Consider the following 20,065-nt stretch of genomic DNA (forward strand, 5'->3'; position numbering starts at 1 on the left):
TTCAATAGGTTTTCAAGTTATAATGCAGATAATGAGGGATGGGCTGCATTATATAGAAGATAAAATGCAGAATTGTGAAAATTTTTAAAAACCGATTAGCTGCTTTAGCTCCTTCACATACGTGCGGCTTACCGGAATGTTTGATCCGTCACTCATAATGAGATTATAAGTCGAATTGAACCAAGGCTGTATTTCAGATATATGGATGACATTCACGATAAAGCCGCGATGGACCCGTAAAAATGAGCGATTGTCGAGCTTCCTTTCAAGAACGATGAGAGGGTCACCGATTTTATATTCATTTTCCTCGGTTTTAATGATCGTCTTTCCTTCTATGAGTCCTATGAATAAAATAGTGTCCCGGTCGATCAAAACAATCCGATCATCTATCTCTACAGCCAATTTACCTGTCTGTTCCACCGCCGTCCGACTGTCTAGAGGTGCTGTTCTGGGTCCATCTTCCCTGTTTTTACGCAGCTTCATTAGCTTATCCAATGTTTGACGAATCCTATTTTCATTATAGGGCTTTAATAGATAATCAAACGCATATAATTCGAAGGCTTGGAGGGCAAACTCATCATAAGCGGTCGCAAAAATGAGCGAAGGTGCAGGGTCAAGTTCAGCTAATTGCTTAGCCAATTGGAGACCATTCCCCTCTGCTAGCTCAATATCCAAAAAGACAAGATCAGGTTTAAGGTGGGAAATATCCCTCATGGCATCTTCTATCCCTTCGGCCTCACCCACAACGTCTACTTGCCTGCTTCTCTTCAGTAAATATTTCAATTCATCTCTTGCCAGTGGTTCATCCTCTACGATAAATGCTTTCATCATCGTTGACATATGCTCCTTTTTCGTTGAGTGGTATTGATATTTTCACTTGTGTTCCGTGCCCCGTTTCGCTTTCTATCGAGAGACTGGCCTGACCATTATAGATCCCATCCAGCCGTTCACTGATATTATGAAGCGCCGTTCCTGTACCTTTAGTCGATTCTACAGCATGCTTACCCAATTCATCTAATCTCCCGCTTGAAATCCCTTTCCCGTTATCTGCCACAACAATCTGCATCTTATCGTCTTTAAAAAAAGCCTGTATGATGATTTCACCTTTGTTTTTCACATGTGGAAATGCATGGTGTACCGCATTTTCAACAAGTGGCTGTAACGTGAATGGAGGAATGAGGACTTCCTTAAGCCTTGGCTCAATGCGATAATCGATATGATATTTATCTGGAAAACGGGCCTGCTCCAGTGATAAATAAGCGTTGATATGCTCTAATTCCTTTTCAAGCGGTACCAGGATTTGACGGGCCCCTTGTAAATTTGAGCGAAAGAAGGCACTGAGCTCCGACAATAAATTTCTTGCCTTCTCGACATCCATCCGGCATAAAACGGATATCGTATTGATTGCATTAAATAAAAAATGTGGATGGACCTGTGCCTGCAAGGCCTTAATTTCAGCATCTTTCAATAATTTCGTTTGCATTTCCGCTTTAGCGAGCTCCAATTGAGTGGAAAATAGTTTCGCCAATCCTTCCGCTAGCTCTTGCTCCACTTGGCTTAATTTATCCGGATGCTTGAAATACATCTTCAAAGTCCCCACCGTTTTCTGTTGTACCTGCAACGGCAGGACTACGGCCGCCTGCAATGGGCATTGATCATGAAAACAATAAATGTCCTTTTTTGTTTTGGCCACGATGATTTTGCCTTGTTCAAGGGCCTTTTTCGTTAAGCCTGTCGCTATTCCCACTTTCGGGACATGGTGATCGGACGCAGCACCCACATGGGCAAGTACACTATGTTCATTGGTAATGGCCACGGCATCGGCTTCAGTCAGCCCCAAGATGATTTGGGCAATTCTCTTACAGGAAGATTGATTCAACCCTTGCCGGAAATAGGGCAATGTCTGATCCGCAATCAGGAACGCAAGGTTCGTTTGCACGGCCCGCGTCCGTGCTTCTTCCCTCGTGATCGATTGAATGATGAGCATGAATAGTAAAGTGCCGAACCCGTTGATGATGATCATCGGGAGACCGATTACTTGTACGAGCTCCCACGCCCTTTCAAATGGTTTGGCCGTCACTAGTATGATCCCCATTTGGATCGCTTCCAAGGCCATGCAAATAGGGAGGGCAAACCAAGGGGTGATCGTCCCATGCTTTCGGCGCCTTTTTCCCAAAAACCCCGATAAGACTCCAGCCAAAATCGCTGCGATCGCACAGGCCAACGCTGTAAAACCCCCGAGAGAATAACGGTGAAGCCCCGCAATCAAACCCACGCCCAAACCGACAAATGGTCCCCCCAGCAAACCGCCGATTGCCACACCCATGATCCTTGTATTGGCAATCGCGTTATCCGGAGCTATCTCAGTATGCCAAGCACCCTCTGGTATGGCATGATTCCCGATTTCGATTCCTGTATAGTTACTTATGATGCCGAAAGTTCCAAAAAGTGCGATAAACATGATTTTCTTCGACATTTCATGTTCATGGCCTATCATTTGCCGAAAGGGTTTCATATAAGAAAGCAGGAATGCAGCAATCACGATGATCCCCACTTTTTCAAACAGCGACGGTAATAAATGAACCAACTCACTCACCCCATTTCTGGCTTTTTCATTCATCTTACATCAGCCATGAAATCTTTGTCGAATTTTGTTTTTACGATTAACACTGATAATCCTAGAACATGGAAAGAAACAGGGGGACCTCCATTTAATCATCTACATTCGGGACATACGCCTTCAGATACCTCTCATCAATATATCGGGAGAAAAAGCTAAAATACTAGTTAGAGCAGAATAAATCTAGTGGGACAGAAGCTTTAGGGCAATTCTATTAAATATTAAAAGGGCATGTTTTGATTAATCTTTTTTCAAAACATGTCCTTTCTATCGCTTTCGAAATTACCTTTGTAGGTTCGTCACAAAAAGGTTAATTATCGGAAAAGTTCACATCTGCACCTCCGGGTATCATTTTTGAATTTGCATTCGTCATTTTTGGAATCCATCACACTGAAAAATAGTTTATTGTTAAACGAGGAGAATAAATAGGTTATTTCATGAAAAAAGGTAAACTGATGGGTTAAAGATGCAGTGCTTCACACCCTTTTTAAATGCCAAAAATATTATCTTTTATAACTATGAGGTATGAATATGGAATTGAAAAATCAAATCATTTATATCAGTAAAAAAGTATTGAATAGTATTAAGAATTTCAAATTTAATTTTGAAACTTCTATATTTATCTTTGATAAAGAGCTAAATGTTTTATACTCTAAGAGTAATTTTGAAAATGAAGATATATGTAACGTGGTTATAAAAGAATCTGTTGAAAATAATGCATTTGTTTTAAGTACATTGCAAAATACTACTGTAAGAACTAAAAACCAAATCTACGGGAAGGATTTTAGTGTCATATCTTCCCCCATCCATGAAATTAAAAATAAGGAATTGCAAGGATATGTAAGTATAATAACAACGGATGATAGTAAAAATTTCAAAATGATTTCTGAATGGCTAGCTAATCAAATCTCCTACGAGTTACATGTGCATCGTGAGAAATTATTAATTGAAGATATAATAAAAACAGATACATCATCTTTAATTACCAGGGAGCAATAACATAAAGTTGAATTGCGAATAATAAAGAATATAACTCAAGGTCTCAAAGATAAAGAAATAGCTGATAATCTGCATATAAGTGTTTCTACAGTTCGTAACTATGTAAATAAAATGTTTGAAGAATTAGAGATAACCTCCAGATCATAATTAATCAGCTTGTACTATGAAAATAAATTGTATGACATTCTTAATCAAATAAAGATTTAAAACCGCTTTTTATAAAAAGCAAACCCCTCGTAATCATACTAACGGGTTCCGTTATGAGGGGAAAAAATTCATATTGAAGTGGAAAAAGGTGTGCAATTAGCATCATAAATCTTCACACAAATAACATTCAAATCAACAGAAAATAACACTAAAAAATTTTATCCCATTTCTTTTTTACGAAATGGGATTTTTTATGTTTACTCGAAATATGCTACGTGTTAAATAAGTGCACTTCCTATTGTATAAGAAGGATAAAACTTATATTATGTTAAAATTTAAAGGAATGGTATTATTTTTGCACTTGATAAAAAGGTAATTATTATTTGTTATTATTCACTGGAGGTAACACAATGGCTGATAAAAAAAGTGTTATGGGTGCTGAAATAAAGTAACTAATAATTAATGGATTGGTTCCTTCCGTTGTATTCGTTCACGGCTCTGGACCAAGTAATAGGGATGAAAAAGTAATAATTACCCTTTTAAAGTCAGACCCCGCTGAAGGTTTGGTCGGAAAAAGGAATTGCAGTGCTACGTTATGACAAGAGAACATTCATATACGCATAAGATGGAGGCGATTAATGTGTTGGTAGTTACCACAGAAAAAATTGAAGGTTACAAAATTGTAGAAGTAAAAGGACCTGTCTTTGGTCTAATTGTAAGAAGCAGAGGGCTTGGCGGCGATATCATGGCAGGGTTAAAATCCCTAGTAGGTGGAGAAATCAAGCAATATACAGCTATGCTTGAAGATTCAAGAAAAGAAGCAATGGACCGTATGATAAAAAATGCCAATCAAATGGGTGCAAACGCAATTGTAATGATGAGATTTGATTCTGGGGAAATCGGTAAAAATATGAGTGAAATTGTTGCATATGGAACTGCCGTCATTGTGGAGACTATATAATGAAACTCATCATAGGGTACTATATATTACAAATTATTATAGTTATCTTATGCATTTTACTAGGATACTTTATCTATGATAAACGGATTAATCGTAATCACGGTGTAAAAGTTCCTGATGGATTTCAATCGACAGATGAAATAAATATAGACCCTGTGACTGGAGAAAAAACAAGGGTGTATTATAATCCTGATACGGGTGAACGCTTTTATAAAAAAGAAAAATAATTATAAAAAGCCACGATTTATACAAAACGTGGCTTTTTATTGTTTTTATTTTATCCCTAAATTTTGAGCAGGTATTAATTCTTAACCATCAAGTCCATTAGTTGTTTCGCAGAAGTGTGCTAAACTCCCGTTAAATCAACGTTTAATGGGGAAAACTGAGACCAAATCGCTTTTCGAATTGGTCATCTAATTTATATGCTAATTGTATTGTTTCTCCCTGTCAACGGAACCCGTTATAACCATGCAAGGGGTTTTTTTTGTTCAAAATCATTTTTCCATTACAGGCTTATAGTGTCCGGGTATGCTTCTGGCTGAAATGGCCAATCGGTTCCAGCCGTTGATCGTGATGATTATGGTAACGAGATCGATATATTGTTTTTCATCAAAGTGAAGGCGGACCCGCTCATACAGATCATCAGGGACACCGTTTGCAGAAATGGCCGTGACCGCTTCCGTCAATTCCAGCGCTGCCCTTTCCGACTCAAGATAGAATGGCGATTCACGCCAAGCACTCAAACAGTAAATTCTTTGTTCCGTTTCACCCATTGCCCGGGCATCCTTTGTGTGCATATCCAAGCAGTACGCACAGCCGTTGATTTGAGACGCACGAATTTTAATCAATTCGATTAACTTGCTATCGATTTCCGTTGTTTTCTTGTACTCCTCGAGTTCCATCATCAATTTGACTACTTCCCGATTTGTTTTCATGTAGTTAATGCGTTGTTCCATGTCTATCTCCTCCATTAAATCTTTTTAGGTTTCACTTATAAGACAAAATAGAGGATTGATTTGTGACATACCAAAAAGAGAGCCCTCAGTCCATCCTATTAAGGAACAGGAATATGAGTTAATTTATCCGGATTTGAAACAATGAAGATTTTCCGGATATTTTCTTGTTTTGGATCTAATTCAAAGCAGATGACTTTGATAGGCTGCCCGTCTTTCATTTGCAAAATTCCTTCCTGACCATTGACCATCACCGGAAGAAGCTCTCCTATGAAACCTCCTTTAGCAGAAACTCCTTTAAGAAAGGAGGATACGCGCTGTTTGTTTACAATTGGATTTAAAGCAGAAAGCACTTTTCCTCCGCCATCAGTGACAAGAACGACATCTTCTGTAAGGATATCCAAAAACTCCTCAAAGTTCCCTGTCATTGATGCTTTTATGAATGTTTTTGCCAAAAGATCGACATGTTTTGTATCCTCCGTAAGGACTGGCATATCATTCTTTAATTTCCGCTTAGCCCGGCTGTAGATCTTTCTGCAGTTCACTTCATTCTTTTCCAGCATCTCGGCAATATCCTCATAGCTGTAAGCGAATGCTTCTCTAAGCACGAACACCGCTCTTTCAACAGGTGACAGCTGTTCCAGCAAAACGAGGAAGGCATAAGCAACCGTTTCATCTGTTACAACCTTATCTAAAGGTTGCTCTGTTTCGTTTACCCGAGGTTCAGGCAGCCAAGGTCCTGTGTAAACCTCTCTTCTCTTCCGGGCTGATTTTAAAAAGTTTAGACAGCGATTTGTCGTCATTTTCGCAAGATATGCTTTCATGTCCTTAATTTGGTCGGTATCAAGCTTAAGCTGCAGGAATAAATCATGAACGATATCTTCTGCGTCGGTAATTGATCCAAGCATCCGGTATGCGATGGAAAAAAGAAAAGGTTGATATGTCTTATATAATGTATCCAACTCCACTTGCTTCACCTATTTTCTATCAAATTCATTTTCGAGAACGTATGACCCTTTCCATAATTATTCTCTAAACCAATCATTTATCCTTCTTCACCTGGTATAAAGCATTCATTCTAAAATTGATATAGTTTAATTCAAACAACATAAAAAAGAGCAGCCAAAGAGCTGCTCGATTCGTTCTTGTTCAGTATATCCAGGCATATATAACCGAATTCACCACTTACCATATTTAATATCGAATGAAATCTGCTATTAAAATAAATACAGCACCTATTACAATCCATATCAATAACAAAGGCCAGAAGAATTTTACCCATTCTTGATATTTAATTTTAGAGACTGCTAAACTTCCCATAAGCATGGCAGAGGTAGGGAGAATACAGTTTGAAAGACCATCTCCTAACTGATAAGTAAGGATGGTCGTTTGTCTCGTAACACCGATCAGGTCGGAAAGCGGTGTTAAAATCGGCATGGTCGTTGCTGCCATACCCGTTCCTGAAGTAATGAACACATTCATGATTGTCTGAAATATATACATGCCAAGAACTTGGATCGAACTTGGCAAATGGCCTACTGTTGATGCAAGTCCGTTTACAACTGAATCGATGACATGTCCTTGCTCCAACACTACGACTACACCTTTTGCCAGACCAACAATAAAGGCCCCGAAAGTAATATCCCTTGCCCCTTGAACAAACTCACTAGCAATTTTGCTCGGCCCATATTTAGATATAAAGCCAACAATCACACCTAATGTTAAGAAAAATGCAGCTAATTCTTCCATCCACCAGCCTTTTTTTGAAACACCCCAAATTAAGAAGCTAAATCCTATCAACACGGCAAATATCGTTAAGTAATGATTGAGCTTCATGGAGGATAAAGTGGATATATCCAAATTCTCATGCTTTTCTTCTTTTTCTAAGTCATATACAATACCGGCTTGTGGATTTTTTTGCACTTTTTTTGCATATTTAATGATATAAAAACTCGTGACAATTAGTAAAACCACCAAGATGATTCCCCGTAACCACATTCCTGAAAACATCGGAACTTCAGCAATGGCTTGAGCGATTCCTACATTGAAAGGATTAAGGAGTCCAGCTGTAAATCCGACCGCTGCGCCAAGCGTCACCATCGCTGTTCCAGTCAAGGCATCATAGCCTAATGACCTTGCAACGGCAATGCCAATTGGCACAAATGCCATCACTTCAGCTGACATTCCAATCGTGAATCCCCCGATTGAAAATAGAGTTAAAAAAATAGGAATAATGACGATTCCTTGGTTCATGAAAGTCTTTCCAACCCTCGCAGCCATGGCTTCAATCGTACCTGTGGAATTAATGATTTGAAATACTCCACCGACAATGAAAATAAAGAAAACCGTATCACTTGCATCAATAAGGCCATGAACAATGGCTAAAGGGACTTCGAATATACCAATGGGGTTGTTCTCTACAGAATGGTAAGAGTTTTCCACTACTACCGTATTGCCTGTTTTTTTATCTTCCACTCTGTCAAACTCACCTGCGGGTACTAAATAACTTAATGCAGCTGCAATCAGGATCATACAAATAATAATTACAAATGTGTGTGGCATTTTTATTTTGCTTTTTTTGAATGGGGGTTCACTCTTTATTTTTCCGACGCTCACTTTACTCATTTTCCCGTACCACCTTCAACATTATTTCCACCTGTATTTCCTGGATCCACCCCGCAAAATGGAAGCTTTCTTTATCTTCCATTACATGATTTAGTAGCTTTCCATGCTTCGAATTCTCCCCGAATTCCTTGAATATATTGAGGGTTCATACATACTTCGTATGCCGTCATCGCTAATGCCTTTGCCGCTTTATTCAATCCGATCATCCCTCTCTCCGATGCTGCTGCTTGTACAAACTCCGGAGTATGGGTTATTGCGTCATCCGTTATTTTGATATACGGATGAATCGTTGCAGTTACTTGTCCAACATTACCAATATCCGATGAACCGATTCCCCCTTTTGCAGGCGGGTCACATACTACCTCCCCTAACAACTCCAGGTTGTCTTTAAATAAGGCGGCTAGCGCTTTATTATTATTTCGTTCAGCATATATCAGCCCTTCGGTTATCTCGATTCTGGCACTGACAGCTTCTGTAGCATGACGAGCTGCAGCATATACTTTCTCACGAACAACATTTAACTCTTCCACAGTGCTTGCTCTCAGTAAAAACTCAGCCTGGCAATAGGCAGGAACTACATTTGTTGCATCCCCGCCCTTTGTAATGATCCCATGGATTCTCACATCATCTTTAAAAAATTGACGTAAGGAATTGATGGCAACAAAAGTATTAATAACTGCATCAAGAGCACTAATTCCTTTTTCCGGAGCAGAAGACGCATGAGAGGCTTTTCCATAAAACTTAAAAGATGCATCCACACATGCCAGACCCCCACGCAATACCATTGTCTGTTTTTGCGGATGACACATCATGGCTACATCCACATCATCGAAAATTCCATCCTCTACCATTAAAATTTTCCCTCCGCCTTCCTCTTCCGCAGGCGTCCCTAATACGACGATTTTCCCCGGAAGGTCAGGGTGAGCATCTTTCAATGCTAATGCTGCTCCAATGGCTGATGTTCCAATAATATTATGGCCACATCCATGGCCAAGTCCTGCCAGTGCATCATATTCAGCTAAAATGGCAATCGTCGGACCGCCGGGGTGCCCCTCCCATGTTGCCCTGAATGAAGTTTCTAAATTAGCAACCCCTTTTTCAACCGAGAAGCCCGCCGTCTCTAAAGGCTCTATCAACCATTTCATTGCCTGGTACTCTTGGAAACTAAGTTCTGGATGAGCATGAATGTTTAATGCTAGCTCACGTAATTCAGCATCACGGGCATCAACAGCCACTTGAATAGATTTCTTTCCTTCCACAACATTAATTGACATAAATATACAACCTCCAAAAGATTCAGAAAATTAAATGTTTATTTTTAAATATTACGTTCACTTTAATGATAAGTAAAATTAAGGTTTTTTTATGATACTAAAAAATTCTTTTATAGTTTAAATAGTAACAACCATGAATATTTAAAAATTCATTGAACTTTCTGTTAACAACTAACGCAAAAAGAGGGTTCGGATTGGTCTCATCTTGAATCAGCAAGGAGCGAATTACGGAATCAATACTTGGGGATTACCATAATTTCAAAACAAGAATTGGTTATAATCCATGATTTTTTACTGTTTTATATGGATGAAACCCTCACTAGTTTGAAGAAATCTGCGACACTCCTGCCGAATAACTGGCTAGCCGAGACCCCACAGGCGCTTGCTTTGATGCGGCTTGGCAGACAGTCGGCGGAAAGGGAGCGGATTTCTGAAATCAAGCTAGAACTTTTTTTAAATAAGGCTTTGCTAAAGATTAATGTTGATTTTTGAACAAATAAAAGAGACCACCTAATAAGTGATCTTCTTTAGTGCATCCTATGGAACTAACGCACCCTATAGTTTAAGAAGAAACCTTCACATTCTCTTACGTGTATCAAAAAAAAGGATGGAACCAATGCGATCCCATCCTAAAAATCTTTATTGATTGTGTTTCTTTTCCTCTTGTTGTTTATGCTTCTCTTCTTTTTGCTTATGCTTCTCTTCCTTTTGTTTGTGTTTCTTTTCCTCTTGTTGTTTATGCTTCTCTTCCTTTTGTTTATATTTCTCTTCCTCTTGTTTATGTTGTTTATCCTCTTTATTTCCATCAATATCAAATGGTTTATCTTTATTATTTTTTGTAACTGGTGGAGCTTCTTCAGGATTTGCACCTTTAATGAACAGTTCATTATTCACCTGGTATACATCACTAGGCTGTTGGAAGCTACTCCGGTCTGTTCCAAACGCTTCCAGCATGACCTTAAACATTTGGTGCGAGATTTTAGTTATATTTCCATCCATATAATTACCCGGACCATTTTTAGTATATCCAGTCCAAACCGCCATAGTGTATTGCGGTGTATAACCAGCGAACCAACTATCATTTACCGAACCGGATGGATATCCATATTGTGCTCTGGTTTTACTGTCAAAATTGGTTGTGCCAGTTTTTCCAGCCACATCTAGTCCAAGGACATCTGCTGTTTTTCCTGTACCAGATTTTACGACTGTCCGTAACATATCCGTCACCAAATAAGCTGTGTAGTCATGCATAACACGTTTTGGCTTTGGAGTTAAATTAACAACTCTGCCATCAGGATAGACAACTTTACGAACAAAATGTGGTGTATTGTATTCACCGTTATTTCCAAAAGCACTATATGCCCCTGCCAGCTCTAATGGATTAACCGTATTACTTCCAATCGCATATGATTCGTACACCTTATTATTATTAAAAGTAATACCCAGATTTTCTGCAAAGTTTTGTGCTTTATCCATCCCTACTTCTTGAAGGGTAAGGAGTGCTGGAATATTGTATGACCATTGAAGTGCTGTTCTAATCGACAACATTCCGTGATATTGATGATCCCAGTTAGAAATAGATTGACCATTTGAGTAGGTTATCTCATGATCATTAATTTGGTGTGCTGTAGACCATTTTGAATTTTCAATAGCCGGACCATAATCAAAGACTGGCTTGAAAGTAGATCCTGGTTGACGTTTAATATCAACCGCAAAGTTGTTGCCTCGGAAGGAAGCTTTATATTGGTTTCGACCGCTTCCAATAGCTCGAACTTCTCCTGTTTTTGTATCTAAAAATACGAAGGCTCCTTGAAAATTGTCATTTGGATAAGAAATAATCGTATCGGTGTTCATTATTTTGTCCGCAAAGGTCTGAGCTTTTGGATCTAGCGTCGTATAAATAGATAATCCATCCGAACTGATATCTACATTTTTCAGCTTTCTTTCAACTTCTTTTACAACAGCGTCCAAAAACGCCTCGTACGGCATTCCATGTTGTTTCTTTTTTGGAACAAGTCCTGATGTAACTGGAACCTTCTTTGCATCCTCCAATTGCTTTTTCGTAATATACCCTAGTTTATACATGGCTTCTAAAACAATATTTCGACGATTTGTTGCAGCTTTCACATGTTCGGGTTCAGTGGGATCGTAATAACTTGGACTCTGTGGGAGCCCCGCCAACATAGCGGCCTGCGGAAGCGTTAATTTATTTAGATGATCGGCATCGATTCCGTAGTAATTTTTGGCGGCAGCTGCTACACCATATGCCCCGTCTCCAAGGTAGATCTTATTTAAATACATCATTAAGATTTCATGTTTAGAATACTTTTGCTCAAGCTGATATGCCAAACTCCATTCCTGTACCTTTCGCTTTATTGTTTTCTGTGGGGACAAAAAGGAGTTTTTGATGACCTGCTGTGTAATCGTACTTCCGCCTTGAGATCCGAAATCCCCTTTTAGGTTCTTGAAGATTGCTCTCGCAGTTCCTTTTATATCAATGCCATTGTGTTCATAAAAATGTGCATCCTCCGTGGCAATGAAAGCATGTTCCAACATTTTTGGAACTTGAGAATACTTAATTTTTGTCCGCTTTTCTTTACCATATTCGTAAAGGAAATTCCCGTTTTTATCGTATAATTTGGTAGAAAGCGGATCGACTAGTTTTGAAGCATCTATTTTAGGTGCATCCTTAATCATTGCTGTAACCGTAACTGCCCCTATTCCAATTGAAACAACACCTAACAGTAAGCACCAAAGTAAAACTTTTTTCAAGAAAGACCTTCTTTTAGGGGAGTTTTTACCTTTTTTTTGATCTTGTTTTGTTTTTTCCACTTGTTTTCGTTCCTGACGAGAACGATACGTTTCTGACATTAATCTTCTCTCCCATATTCAAGTTACTCAACAAAATTGAAGAAAACTTTGCAAAGAAATAACCTTTTATTTACTCACTGGTCATTGATGATCAGTATGGTATTTAATACAATGCATTTCATGCAAAACCTGTATATAACGTATTAAGGAAGAATTTATCCTATACTCTCCTTGGTCGGTTTTAGCAATAAAGTAATTACTTCGTACTATCTTATCTAATACATCTTGTAGAACGTCTTCCTTCTTTACATCTGGCCCTTTTATTATTTTTTCTCGTTTAATATCATTTTCCAAGGTATAACAAACAATAAAGTTCTTCAAATTAAATCCCCCTTTCGAGAACCACTTCTGATTGTCTTAAGTAGGGAAACACGTCTACTTATTTGAAGCGAATAGTCTTAAAATTTATATACTGAATAAGAATGCAATTATCGACCAGCTTTGTCTTTCAAAGACGTTATTCATGAAGCAAATACCCATGTTGATAAAATGATGGATAGCATTCCTACTATTTTTGAAAAATACCTTGTATACCATCTATAAATATTTTATGAATACCATAGATACAGCCTAAAAAGGTCAAAGCGTGTATAGAAAATTTCATTTTTTTCAGTCCATTACACAGTCCATTTATATTAATTCGAAAGGAACCTTAGTAATAAGGGGGCACCTCGATTCCCCCCTCTATATAAAGACCAAATCTGCACTTTAATCAAATAAAAAGCCACCTATTATGGCAGCCGGATTTTGTTCCCGTTTATAAGCACATTCTCTTATTCTATATATTATGTTCGTTTTACGTAATAACCTGGATAACTTACCTTTCTATAGACATAATAAGATTTATCCAAGAGACACCCTAAGGATCTTGGTGTTTGTCTGAAATCCATCCTTGAAGCTTTTCAGGGATGGATTTTTATTTTTTACTTTTCTTAGCTGAATAATATTTCTCAAGAGCGACTTAAAAGAGAGCTGGATTTTCAACCCGTCTTATGGCACTAACATGCCCCGTTAGTTCATCAAGATGATCAACAACACTCTTTAACATAGCCTTTAATAAAAAAACTGCAGGCAAACTCGCTTTTCTTCGAGTTTGCCTGCAGTCTGAAAGGAGAACAATCATTATCTCCGTTTAGCAATATAGCTTTTTGATTTCACTCACAAACTTGGAAACACTGGCTAATTGTAAAGATGATTGCCGGTATAGCATCCATGTTCTTCTTTTTAGTTCTTCACCATTTTTTAAAATCAAATCATGGGAAAACAAGTCATCATTTTCTTGCAAAAAAACACGAGGAATAATGGCATACCCAAGCCCTCTTTTTACCATTTCTCTGCATGTCTCATAGCTATCCACTTGCATCATCATCAAAGGAGGTGATGTAAACCTTTCATTCCACCAATGATCGATACTCATTTCAGAAGGAATTTGCGATATATTTCTATATTTCAGCAAAACATTCGGTTCTTTACGATTAATCATCGGCAATCCCGGAAGGCTATCAACAGGTATCTCATCTTTTGAAATGATGCATATATTTTCTTCCGCAAGAAGATGCTTTTCATCGAACCATTCATAATCGCCTTTTACAATCGCAACATCTATCTCCCCTTGCATGAGCAATTCCATCATTTCCGTACTGAAGCCCGTATCAACATTTAAATGGACCATAGGACAATTGACCATGTAATCTTGTAAAATGGAAGGCAGGTTATAAAGACCGAAATGGCTGCTTATCCCTAACTTTAAACTACCCTTTGTTTCACTTCCCATATTCAATAAATACTCTTTGGTTTGACGTAAATCTATGAGCATTTTTTTTGCATAGCTTACCAAATATTCTCCAGCTGGTGTCATTTTAATGTTTTTTCCGTTCTTGGACAATATTTCAGTTTGGAATTCCTTTTCAATTTGCCTTACGCGGTACGTTAATGCAGGCTGGGTCATGTAAAGCCGCTCCGCAGCTTTTGTCAGATTCTGGTCTTGATATAAATATTGCAAAATTAAACAATCTTTCTCATCCATAAGTTTTCGCCACCCCTAATAGTTTCGCAGCCTAATAATCAACGGTTTCAGCGATCCTCAATCATTCTATGTACAGAGATATGATGCTCCCCTTCCTTCATACTAGCTCAGGAGTGGTTCCAGGACTTTGCTTAAATCGGTCTTCATGATGAACTTCAATCGTTTGCAAGAAGCTTTGCATGGAGTTTGTCATATAAGCATCTTTACGGTGAATGAAGACAGTCGAAATATTGCCGTACTCTTCCGGAATTGCATGCACGTGCACTTCTTCATTGGCTGCAAGGTGATTTACCGCTGATTGTGGTACGAGGGTAATGCCAAGACCGAGAGTTACGCTGGTTAAGATCGTTTCCAATACATTGAACTCCATGATCCTTTTGGGCATCACTTCTTCTTCTTTCAGCCATTGTTCCAGTTTAGAGCGATAGCCACAACCCTGACTGAATACCAAAAATGGTTCTGTTATAATTTCTTCAAGGTCAAATGTTTCATTTCTTGTAACCAATACAAGTTTTTCTGTACACACATCATATGGCTGAATGAGCGGATGTTTAATCGGTCCTGTAACGAAAGCTCCATCCAACCTATGTTCAATGACATCTTTAATTAGGTCTTCTGTTAACCCAGCCTTTATGGATAAATCAACATTTGGATACTGTTTATGATAAGAGGCTAGAATCTTGGGAAGATCGGTGACCGTTTCAACTGTACCTATGTTCAATATCCCTGTAGGTGTTTCACTATCCAGGAATACTTGCTTGAGTTCTTCAACATCAAGCAAAATTTTGTTTACATACTCCAACATTTTTCGAGCCTCTGCAGTTAATGACATGCCACGTTTATGTCTATTGAATAGAGGCGTCCGTAACTCCTGCTCTAAATGCTTAATCCTCGCCGTTACATTGGATTGGACGTAATTCAACTCAACAGCCGCCTTACTTATGCTGCCATATTTAGCGACGCACTGGAATATTTGCAAATCCCGTATTTCCATAAAAGTGACCCCCTTTCTCAACTATCATTAATAATGATGGTTATATTCATTTTAAGTCATTTTACATGATAATGACTTTATCATAAGGTGTGTATAGGAATTTAATCAATCATTATTTTTTGAGGGGAAGCTTTTATGAAAAAAAATCAAGTTTTAATCGGTGCACTTTTATGTTTGACAGCCAGTATTTCCTGGGGAGCCATGTTTCCAGTTGCAGAAAGGGCATTAATGTATATTGATCCTTTTTATTTCTCTTTTTTGCGATATTTAGCTGTTTGCGTAATTTTAGGGATATTGCTTTTAATGAAAGAGGGGAAGGAGTCATTTAAGCTGGAAGGGCAAGGAAAGAGGTTATTGTTTTTCGGAACGATGGCTTTTACAGTATACAACTTTCTCATTTTCGCAGGTCAGGACTTACTGGGACATAACGGGGTAATTGTTGCTTCCATCATGGAATCATTAATGCCCATGATCTCAATTTTAATAATGTGGGTTTTCAAAAATTCCAAACCCATGAAATATAACATCGCCAGTATGCTCCTTGCCTTAATTGGGGCCATTCTTGTCATTACAAGTGGCAAATTATCATTCCTATTATCATTGAAAGATAGCATCATTCCTCTACTTTTCATTCTCATCGGGGTGATAGGCTGGGTTATATATACGATGGGCGGCAACCAATTCAATGGATGGTCAACACTCCGCTATTCGACTTTAACATGTATTTTAGGAACTTCGGTATCAGGAATCATAACATTATTTGCAAGTGTACTGGGCCTGTCTGTCCCTACAGCAGAGGTTATGCAATCCATTTATGGCGAAATGATTTTCATGATTATTTTCCCCGGTGCCATAGCCCTTTTAAGCTGGAATTTAGGCATAAAACTTTTAACGCCGATCAATGGAATCCTATTTATTAATTTAGTGCCAATAACCACGTTGGCCATCGTTTTCATCCAAGGAGGATCACTATCATCATTCGAATTACTGGGAACTTTTTTAGTGATATATGCATTGATTCAAAACAATTATTATCAAAGAAAAAACTCGCCTTCCCAAGTTGAGGAATTGAATCCAAGGAAAGTAAAGAGAATCGTTTAAACATAAAGGTACAAAACATCAATAGGAGGGCAACAATGGATTTATTAACGCTTATGCTAATCTTTGGATTAGCTGTACTATGGGAATTGGCAACGATTAATAAGAATGTGAAAAAAATGAATGAGCAAAATGCAGAATTAATCAATCTATATAATGATAGAAATAAACGAACTCAATAAAATAGACTTTTGGCAATACAACGCAAAAAAGCCTGTCATTTAGATAGGCTTTTTTTGTACTAACCAGAACGACGACATCTTCTATGAATCCTTTTCTTATAAACGATTGCATGTCCACAGCTCACTTACCTTCGCTTTGTCAGCGTCCGCGAGCAAATAGAAAAGAGCATGTGTTGAAAAATGATTGATCAAAACATGCCCTTTTTATGGATAATGCGTAATCACTTCATAAGCCGTAACAATTAACAATTCACTATTTTTGATTTTTTATGATAGTTCTTTTTGACATTTTACCATTATAAATTTAAATGGAGGTTTATTTTCCATATTCTTATGCGGCTCGACAATTTCCGAAGATTCTATCAATCCATATTTTCCAAATTCCTGTTTTATCGAGTCGGAATCATAAAAAAACATTTTTACCCCTTCCATTATCTCGAAATAGTCTTTATCCAGTTGTTTGCCCTTTCCAAACATTGGGGCTTCTTTTGAAATGGTAGTAAAAATCATATAGCCGTTTGGCTTTAACTGATTATAGCAATCATTAATAAACTTCTCTCTCTCACGATTATTCAATAAGTGAATAATCGCATAACAAAATATACCATCATAAAGTTTGTTATCAAAAGGCATATCGGTTACTGAACCATGAAAAATACTAATATTAAGCCCATTTTGCCTTGCCAAATCAATCGCTGTTTTTGAAATCTCAATACCTGTTACATTTATTCCGTTTTCAATAAAAACCTTTGCGTTTCTGCCATATCCAATACCAGGAATCAATATATCCTTAACTTTATTCTCAAGGAAAAAGTCCTTTGCCAAGATTGCGGAGTCTGAAGGTTCAAATCCCCACATCATTTGATTTTCTATAAAACTTGCTTCCCAGAATTCTGTCATGCCTCAATCCCCTTTACAAATATTAGCTCTTTTTCTTTGGCTGTTTTCGCATACTTTGTTGCTATTCACCAAATAATGCGGTGTGGTTGATTTCCCCTCCATTGCTCGCTTTCCGCGGGGCGGGCGGTGAGCCTCCTCGGCGTGAACGCCTGTGGGGTCTCACCTGTCCCGCTGCTCCCGCAGGAGTCTCGCACTTCCGCTCCAATCAACCTTAAATAGTTTCGTTTTAAAAACAACAATCTTTACAAAAAGATCTTTTTCTTTTGAAAAATACTCTTATGCATTCAAGGATTTTATGCCTCCAAAAGAAATGCAGCTTCAACTAAATCCATGATGACTCCGGCCGCCGCTTTATTGCCCTCCGCCGCCGCAATCACCAGCTGGGAAGGCGTGCTGAGTGATGTATCTCCGCATGCAAATACTCCTTCAACCGTTGTTCGTCCAAATGAATCCACTTTAATCCCGCCGTTTGGAGTGATCTCGCAGCCAAGCTGTTCCGCAAAAGGAGCAGACTGCACCAAGTCAGTGACCACAATCCCTGCCTCCCTTTTGATTTCCTGTCCGTTTTGCAGCCGGATCGATGTCAGCTGACCTCCTTTCGATTTAAGACTTTCAATCTTTTCTTCCACGACTGTTACGTGCTGCCTAGCTAAGATATCCTTCTCCTCATCAAGAACCTGATAGCCATTTGTAAAAACGATCACATCACCGCTCCAGTTTGACAGCAGTTTTCCCATATGAAAAGCCCGTTCATTTTCTGCAATTACCGCCAATGCTTGGCCCCGCATTTCCCAGCCGTCACAAAACGGACAGCTGAAAACACTCGTTCCGTATACATTCTGTATGTTTGGAATCTCCGGCAAAACATCCCGAAGACCTGTTGCAAGAAGCACCTTTTTCGCCATGTAATCCGTTCCGCCTTTCGTTTGAATTCGGAACACACCACTAGCTTTTTCAATAATCTCCACCCGCTCATCCTTAATGGAGACGGACGGATATTTCTGGACATCCGTTCTTGCCCGCTTCTTGAATTCTGACGGCTTTACCCCATCCTGTGTGATAAATCCGTGCGACTCCTGCGTCACCCGGTTACGGGGTTTATCCTCATCAAACAAAATTGTTTTCCGTCCAGCACGCCCCATGACCAATGCGGCATTCAGTCCTGCAGGTCCTCCGCCAATAATTACACAATCCAACACATGAAACACTCCTTCTTTATAAAATCTATTAAAGACCCTTAATGTCCTTAATTTGTGTAAAAAAATTTATTTTTCTTTTTTTGTTTCCTGACACTGCTCCGCAATGCTTTGAATCGTTCGTCCAGCCAGTTCTTTCTTCATGTTGCCTTCCGCCTCGATCATCACGCGCTCAATTAAACACTCGCTTTCTTCATGGTCAAACGCACAGTTGAACAGCACCGACTGACCCTCCACCGCTTCAATAACATCCAGAAACGAAATGTCCTGAGCCCGGCGTGAAGTACTGTAGCCGCCTTTTGCCCCTGGCACTGATTCAATTAATCCAGCCTTCACAAGCTTCGTCAAAATCTTCGACAAGTACGTCGGGGACAAATCCTGCATGTGCGCCAGCTGATCCACGCTTACCGTCTGGCCTTTTGGTTCCGACGTTAAATGCACCATTGTATGTAGTGCATAATTGGTTGCCTTTGAATACTTCATTGATGCACCTCATAATTAAATCTATTACAGACTTTTAATACCCGTAATTGATTGTAACTCAAGCTGCAAAAAACCGCAAACCTTTTTCACCTCACCTAACGTTGATCATCCTGCCAAAATCTTAACTTGTAATAATTTGCCTGGTTACGATCCACACGAGAAAGTAATGTCGACATCGCTCCCTCTATACAAGGAGGGCCGTATCATTTCTGAAATTTTACTGGTCATTTTTGGAACCCACCGACTAAAAAAATCGTTTATTTTGGAAACAAGGATTAATAAACAAGTGATTTTCATTCTAGGTATTTGGGTGTTTAACCTTAACGGAGCAATTGGCTTTGCTATGGTTGATAGATTTTTATTAAATTCAAAGGATGATTAATAATGAAAAAATCCAAAAAATATATTGTCCTATTTCTCTGGGTCGTATTATTTTTATATTACTTTGATATGTATATGCCCAAAGGTATTTATTATTTTATTGTAGGAATTCCAGTACTTTTTCTAAGTGCAATTTTTATTTTAAAGATGTTTGATCATTCAAAAAATGTAAGAAGCTAAATATCTAGGTGATACTAACAACCTTTCAGATGATGTATGTATCCCTTTCTTATTTTATCTTTCAACTCTAATTGATTTTGATTGTTTATGCCTTTCATATCTGCGTCTATAGCCTAATCCTTCCTTCTTCACACGAGAAAGTAAGACAAAATTAAAGGGTATGAGCCCTGTTAAA

20 protein-coding genes are annotated in these 20,065 nt (G+C 38.5%); 7 read left to right on the plus strand and 13 right to left on the minus strand.

The genetic code is table 11. From position 1 onward, the window contains the following. Window positions 1–84: 84 nt before the first annotated feature. Window positions 85–831 (minus strand): LytR/AlgR family response regulator transcription factor, encoded by a 747-nt coding sequence (locus tag QUF78_RS22305; RefSeq protein ID WP_289326394.1) that lies wholly within the window; start codon window positions 829–831, stop codon window positions 85–87. Next, window positions 803–2,620, minus strand: a complete 1,818-nt coding sequence (locus QUF78_RS22310; protein ID WP_289326395.1) for a sensor histidine kinase — start codon at window positions 2,618–2,620, stop codon at window positions 803–805. Before QUF78_RS22310 ends, QUF78_RS22305 begins: the two co-directional genes overlap by 29 nt. 531 nt (window positions 2,621–3,151) lie before the next feature. On the opposite strand from QUF78_RS22310, the gene QUF78_RS22315 reads away from it, so the two are divergent. The 4 genes from QUF78_RS22315 to QUF78_RS22325 all read left to right on the plus strand — a co-directional run bounded on the left by QUF78_RS22315 (window position 3,152) and on the right by QUF78_RS22325 (window position 4,954). After that, window positions 3,152–3,619 (plus strand): hypothetical protein, encoded by a 468-nt coding sequence (locus QUF78_RS22315; RefSeq protein ID WP_289326396.1) that lies wholly within the window; start codon window positions 3,152–3,154, stop codon window positions 3,617–3,619. A 12-nt stretch (window positions 3,620–3,631) separates the two neighbouring features. Then, window positions 3,632–3,766: a LuxR C-terminal-related transcriptional regulator gene (locus tag QUF78_RS27910; RefSeq protein WP_353957923.1), complete on the plus strand. Its 135-nt coding sequence runs from the start codon at window positions 3,632–3,634 to the stop codon at window positions 3,764–3,766. A gap of 640 nt (window positions 3,767–4,406) precedes the next feature. After that, on the plus strand, window positions 4,407–4,727 hold the full coding sequence (locus tag QUF78_RS22320; protein WP_289327386.1) for a YbjQ family protein: 321 nt from the start codon (window positions 4,407–4,409) through the stop codon (window positions 4,725–4,727). After that, the gene (locus tag QUF78_RS22325) at window positions 4,727–4,954 is read left to right on the plus strand and encodes a hypothetical protein (protein ID WP_289326397.1); all 228 of its coding nucleotides are present in this window, start codon (window positions 4,727–4,729) and stop codon (window positions 4,952–4,954) included. The genes QUF78_RS22320 and QUF78_RS22325 overlap by 1 nt, the downstream gene beginning before the upstream one ends. 267 nt (window positions 4,955–5,221) lie before the next feature. Here the strand turns inward: QUF78_RS22325 and QUF78_RS22330 are convergent, their stop codons facing one another. The 4 genes from QUF78_RS22330 to QUF78_RS22345 form a co-directional block, all read right to left on the minus strand. Further along, window positions 5,222–5,683: a carboxymuconolactone decarboxylase family protein gene (locus QUF78_RS22330; RefSeq protein WP_289326398.1), complete on the minus strand. Its 462-nt coding sequence runs from the start codon at window positions 5,681–5,683 to the stop codon at window positions 5,222–5,224. Between the two features lie 98 nt (window positions 5,684–5,781). Further along, a complete protein-coding gene (locus tag QUF78_RS22335) occupies window positions 5,782–6,648 on the minus strand; it encodes an RNA polymerase sigma-70 factor (protein ID WP_289327387.1) in 867 nt (288 codons plus the stop codon). A gap of 226 nt (window positions 6,649–6,874) precedes the next feature. Then, a complete protein-coding gene (locus QUF78_RS22340) occupies window positions 6,875–8,305 on the minus strand; it encodes a YfcC family protein (protein WP_289326399.1) in 1,431 nt (476 codons plus the stop codon). A 71-nt stretch (window positions 8,306–8,376) separates the two neighbouring features. Beyond that, window positions 8,377–9,579, minus strand: coding sequence for a M20 family metallopeptidase (locus tag QUF78_RS22345; RefSeq protein WP_289326400.1), 1,203 nt, complete (start codon window positions 9,577–9,579; stop codon window positions 8,377–8,379). Between the two features lie 240 nt (window positions 9,580–9,819). On the opposite strand from QUF78_RS22345, the gene QUF78_RS22350 reads away from it, so the two are divergent. After that, a complete protein-coding gene (locus QUF78_RS22350) occupies window positions 9,820–10,071 on the plus strand; it encodes a hypothetical protein (protein WP_289326401.1) in 252 nt (83 codons plus the stop codon). A gap of 147 nt (window positions 10,072–10,218) precedes the next feature. Here the strand turns inward: QUF78_RS22350 and QUF78_RS22355 are convergent, their stop codons facing one another. From QUF78_RS22355 to QUF78_RS22370, 4 genes are all read right to left on the minus strand, one after another. Next, entirely contained in the window at window positions 10,219–12,450 is a 2,232-nt protein-coding gene (locus tag QUF78_RS22355; protein ID WP_289326402.1) for a transglycosylase domain-containing protein, read from the minus strand. Window positions 12,451–12,531: 81 nt separating this feature from the next. Next, a complete protein-coding gene (locus QUF78_RS22360) occupies window positions 12,532–12,771 on the minus strand; it encodes a hypothetical protein (RefSeq protein ID WP_289326403.1) in 240 nt (79 codons plus the stop codon). Window positions 12,772–13,582: 811 nt separating this feature from the next. Continuing rightward, window positions 13,583–14,476 (minus strand): LysR family transcriptional regulator, encoded by an 894-nt coding sequence (locus tag QUF78_RS22365; protein ID WP_289326404.1) that lies wholly within the window; start codon window positions 14,474–14,476, stop codon window positions 13,583–13,585. Window positions 14,477–14,573: 97 nt separating this feature from the next. After that, a complete protein-coding gene (locus tag QUF78_RS22370) occupies window positions 14,574–15,470 on the minus strand; it encodes a LysR family transcriptional regulator (protein ID WP_289326405.1) in 897 nt (298 codons plus the stop codon). A gap of 135 nt (window positions 15,471–15,605) precedes the next feature. On the opposite strand from QUF78_RS22370, the gene QUF78_RS22375 reads away from it, so the two are divergent. Next, window positions 15,606–16,571: a DMT family transporter gene (locus QUF78_RS22375; protein ID WP_289326406.1), complete on the plus strand. Its 966-nt coding sequence runs from the start codon at window positions 15,606–15,608 to the stop codon at window positions 16,569–16,571. 35 nt (window positions 16,572–16,606) lie between these two features. Beyond that, window positions 16,607–16,750 carry a hypothetical protein gene (locus QUF78_RS22380; protein WP_289326407.1) on the plus strand — a complete coding sequence of 48 codons (144 nt, stop codon included), beginning with the start codon at window positions 16,607–16,609 and terminating at the stop codon, window positions 16,748–16,750. 267 nt (window positions 16,751–17,017) lie between these two features. On the opposite strand, the gene QUF78_RS22385 is transcribed toward QUF78_RS22380, so the two are convergent. The 3 genes from QUF78_RS22385 to QUF78_RS22395 all read right to left on the minus strand — a co-directional run bounded on the left by QUF78_RS22385 (window position 17,018) and on the right by QUF78_RS22395 (window position 19,329). After that, on the minus strand, window positions 17,018–17,650 hold the full coding sequence (locus QUF78_RS22385) for a class I SAM-dependent methyltransferase (protein ID WP_289326408.1): 633 nt from the start codon (window positions 17,648–17,650) through the stop codon (window positions 17,018–17,020). A 293-nt stretch (window positions 17,651–17,943) separates the two neighbouring features. Beyond that, window positions 17,944–18,849, minus strand: coding sequence for an NAD(P)/FAD-dependent oxidoreductase (locus QUF78_RS22390; RefSeq protein ID WP_289326409.1), 906 nt, complete (start codon window positions 18,847–18,849; stop codon window positions 17,944–17,946). A 66-nt stretch (window positions 18,850–18,915) separates the two neighbouring features. Continuing rightward, window positions 18,916–19,329, minus strand: coding sequence for an Rrf2 family transcriptional regulator (locus QUF78_RS22395; protein WP_289326410.1), 414 nt, complete (start codon window positions 19,327–19,329; stop codon window positions 18,916–18,918). Between the last annotated feature and the right edge of the window lie 736 nt (window positions 19,330–20,065).

This window comes from Peribacillus sp. ACCC06369 (assembly GCF_030348945.1).
In the GTDB taxonomy this organism is placed as follows: Bacteria; Bacillota; Bacilli; order Bacillales; family DSM-1321; genus Peribacillus.

Bases quoted from the DNA above. Each gene is read 5' to 3' on its own strand.
- QUF78_RS22305 (WP_289326394.1), bottom strand. From the start codon at position 831: ATGATGAAAGCATTTATCGTAGAGGATGAACCACTGGCAAGAGATGAA.
- QUF78_RS22310 (WP_289326395.1), bottom strand. From the start codon at position 2,620: ATGAATGAAAAAGCCAGAAATGGGGTGAGTGAGTTGGTTCATTTATTA.
- QUF78_RS22315 (WP_289326396.1), top strand. From the start codon at position 3,152: ATGGAATTGAAAAATCAAATCATTTATATCAGTAAAAAAGTATTGAAT.
- QUF78_RS22325 (WP_289326397.1), top strand. From the start codon at position 4,727: ATGAAACTCATCATAGGGTACTATATATTACAAATTATTATAGTTATC.
- QUF78_RS22330 (WP_289326398.1), bottom strand. From the start codon at position 5,683: ATGGAACAACGCATTAACTACATGAAAACAAATCGGGAAGTAGTCAAA.
- QUF78_RS22340 (WP_289326399.1), bottom strand. From the start codon at position 8,305: ATGAGTAAAGTGAGCGTCGGAAAAATAAAGAGTGAACCCCCATTCAAA.
- QUF78_RS22345 (WP_289326400.1), bottom strand. From the start codon at position 9,579: ATGTCAATTAATGTTGTGGAAGGAAAGAAATCTATTCAAGTGGCTGTT.
- QUF78_RS22355 (WP_289326402.1), bottom strand. From the start codon at position 12,450: ATGTCAGAAACGTATCGTTCTCGTCAGGAACGAAAACAAGTGGAAAAA.
- QUF78_RS22365 (WP_289326404.1), bottom strand. From the start codon at position 14,476: ATGGATGAGAAAGATTGTTTAATTTTGCAATATTTATATCAAGACCAG.
- QUF78_RS22370 (WP_289326405.1), bottom strand. From the start codon at position 15,470: ATGGAAATACGGGATTTGCAAATATTCCAGTGCGTCGCTAAATATGGC.
- QUF78_RS22375 (WP_289326406.1), top strand. From the start codon at position 15,606: ATGAAAAAAAATCAAGTTTTAATCGGTGCACTTTTATGTTTGACAGCC.
- QUF78_RS22380 (WP_289326407.1), top strand. From the start codon at position 16,607: ATGGATTTATTAACGCTTATGCTAATCTTTGGATTAGCTGTACTATGG.
- QUF78_RS22385 (WP_289326408.1), bottom strand. From the start codon at position 17,650: ATGACAGAATTCTGGGAAGCAAGTTTTATAGAAAATCAAATGATGTGG.
- QUF78_RS22395 (WP_289326410.1), bottom strand. From the start codon at position 19,329: ATGAAGTATTCAAAGGCAACCAATTATGCACTACATACAATGGTGCAT.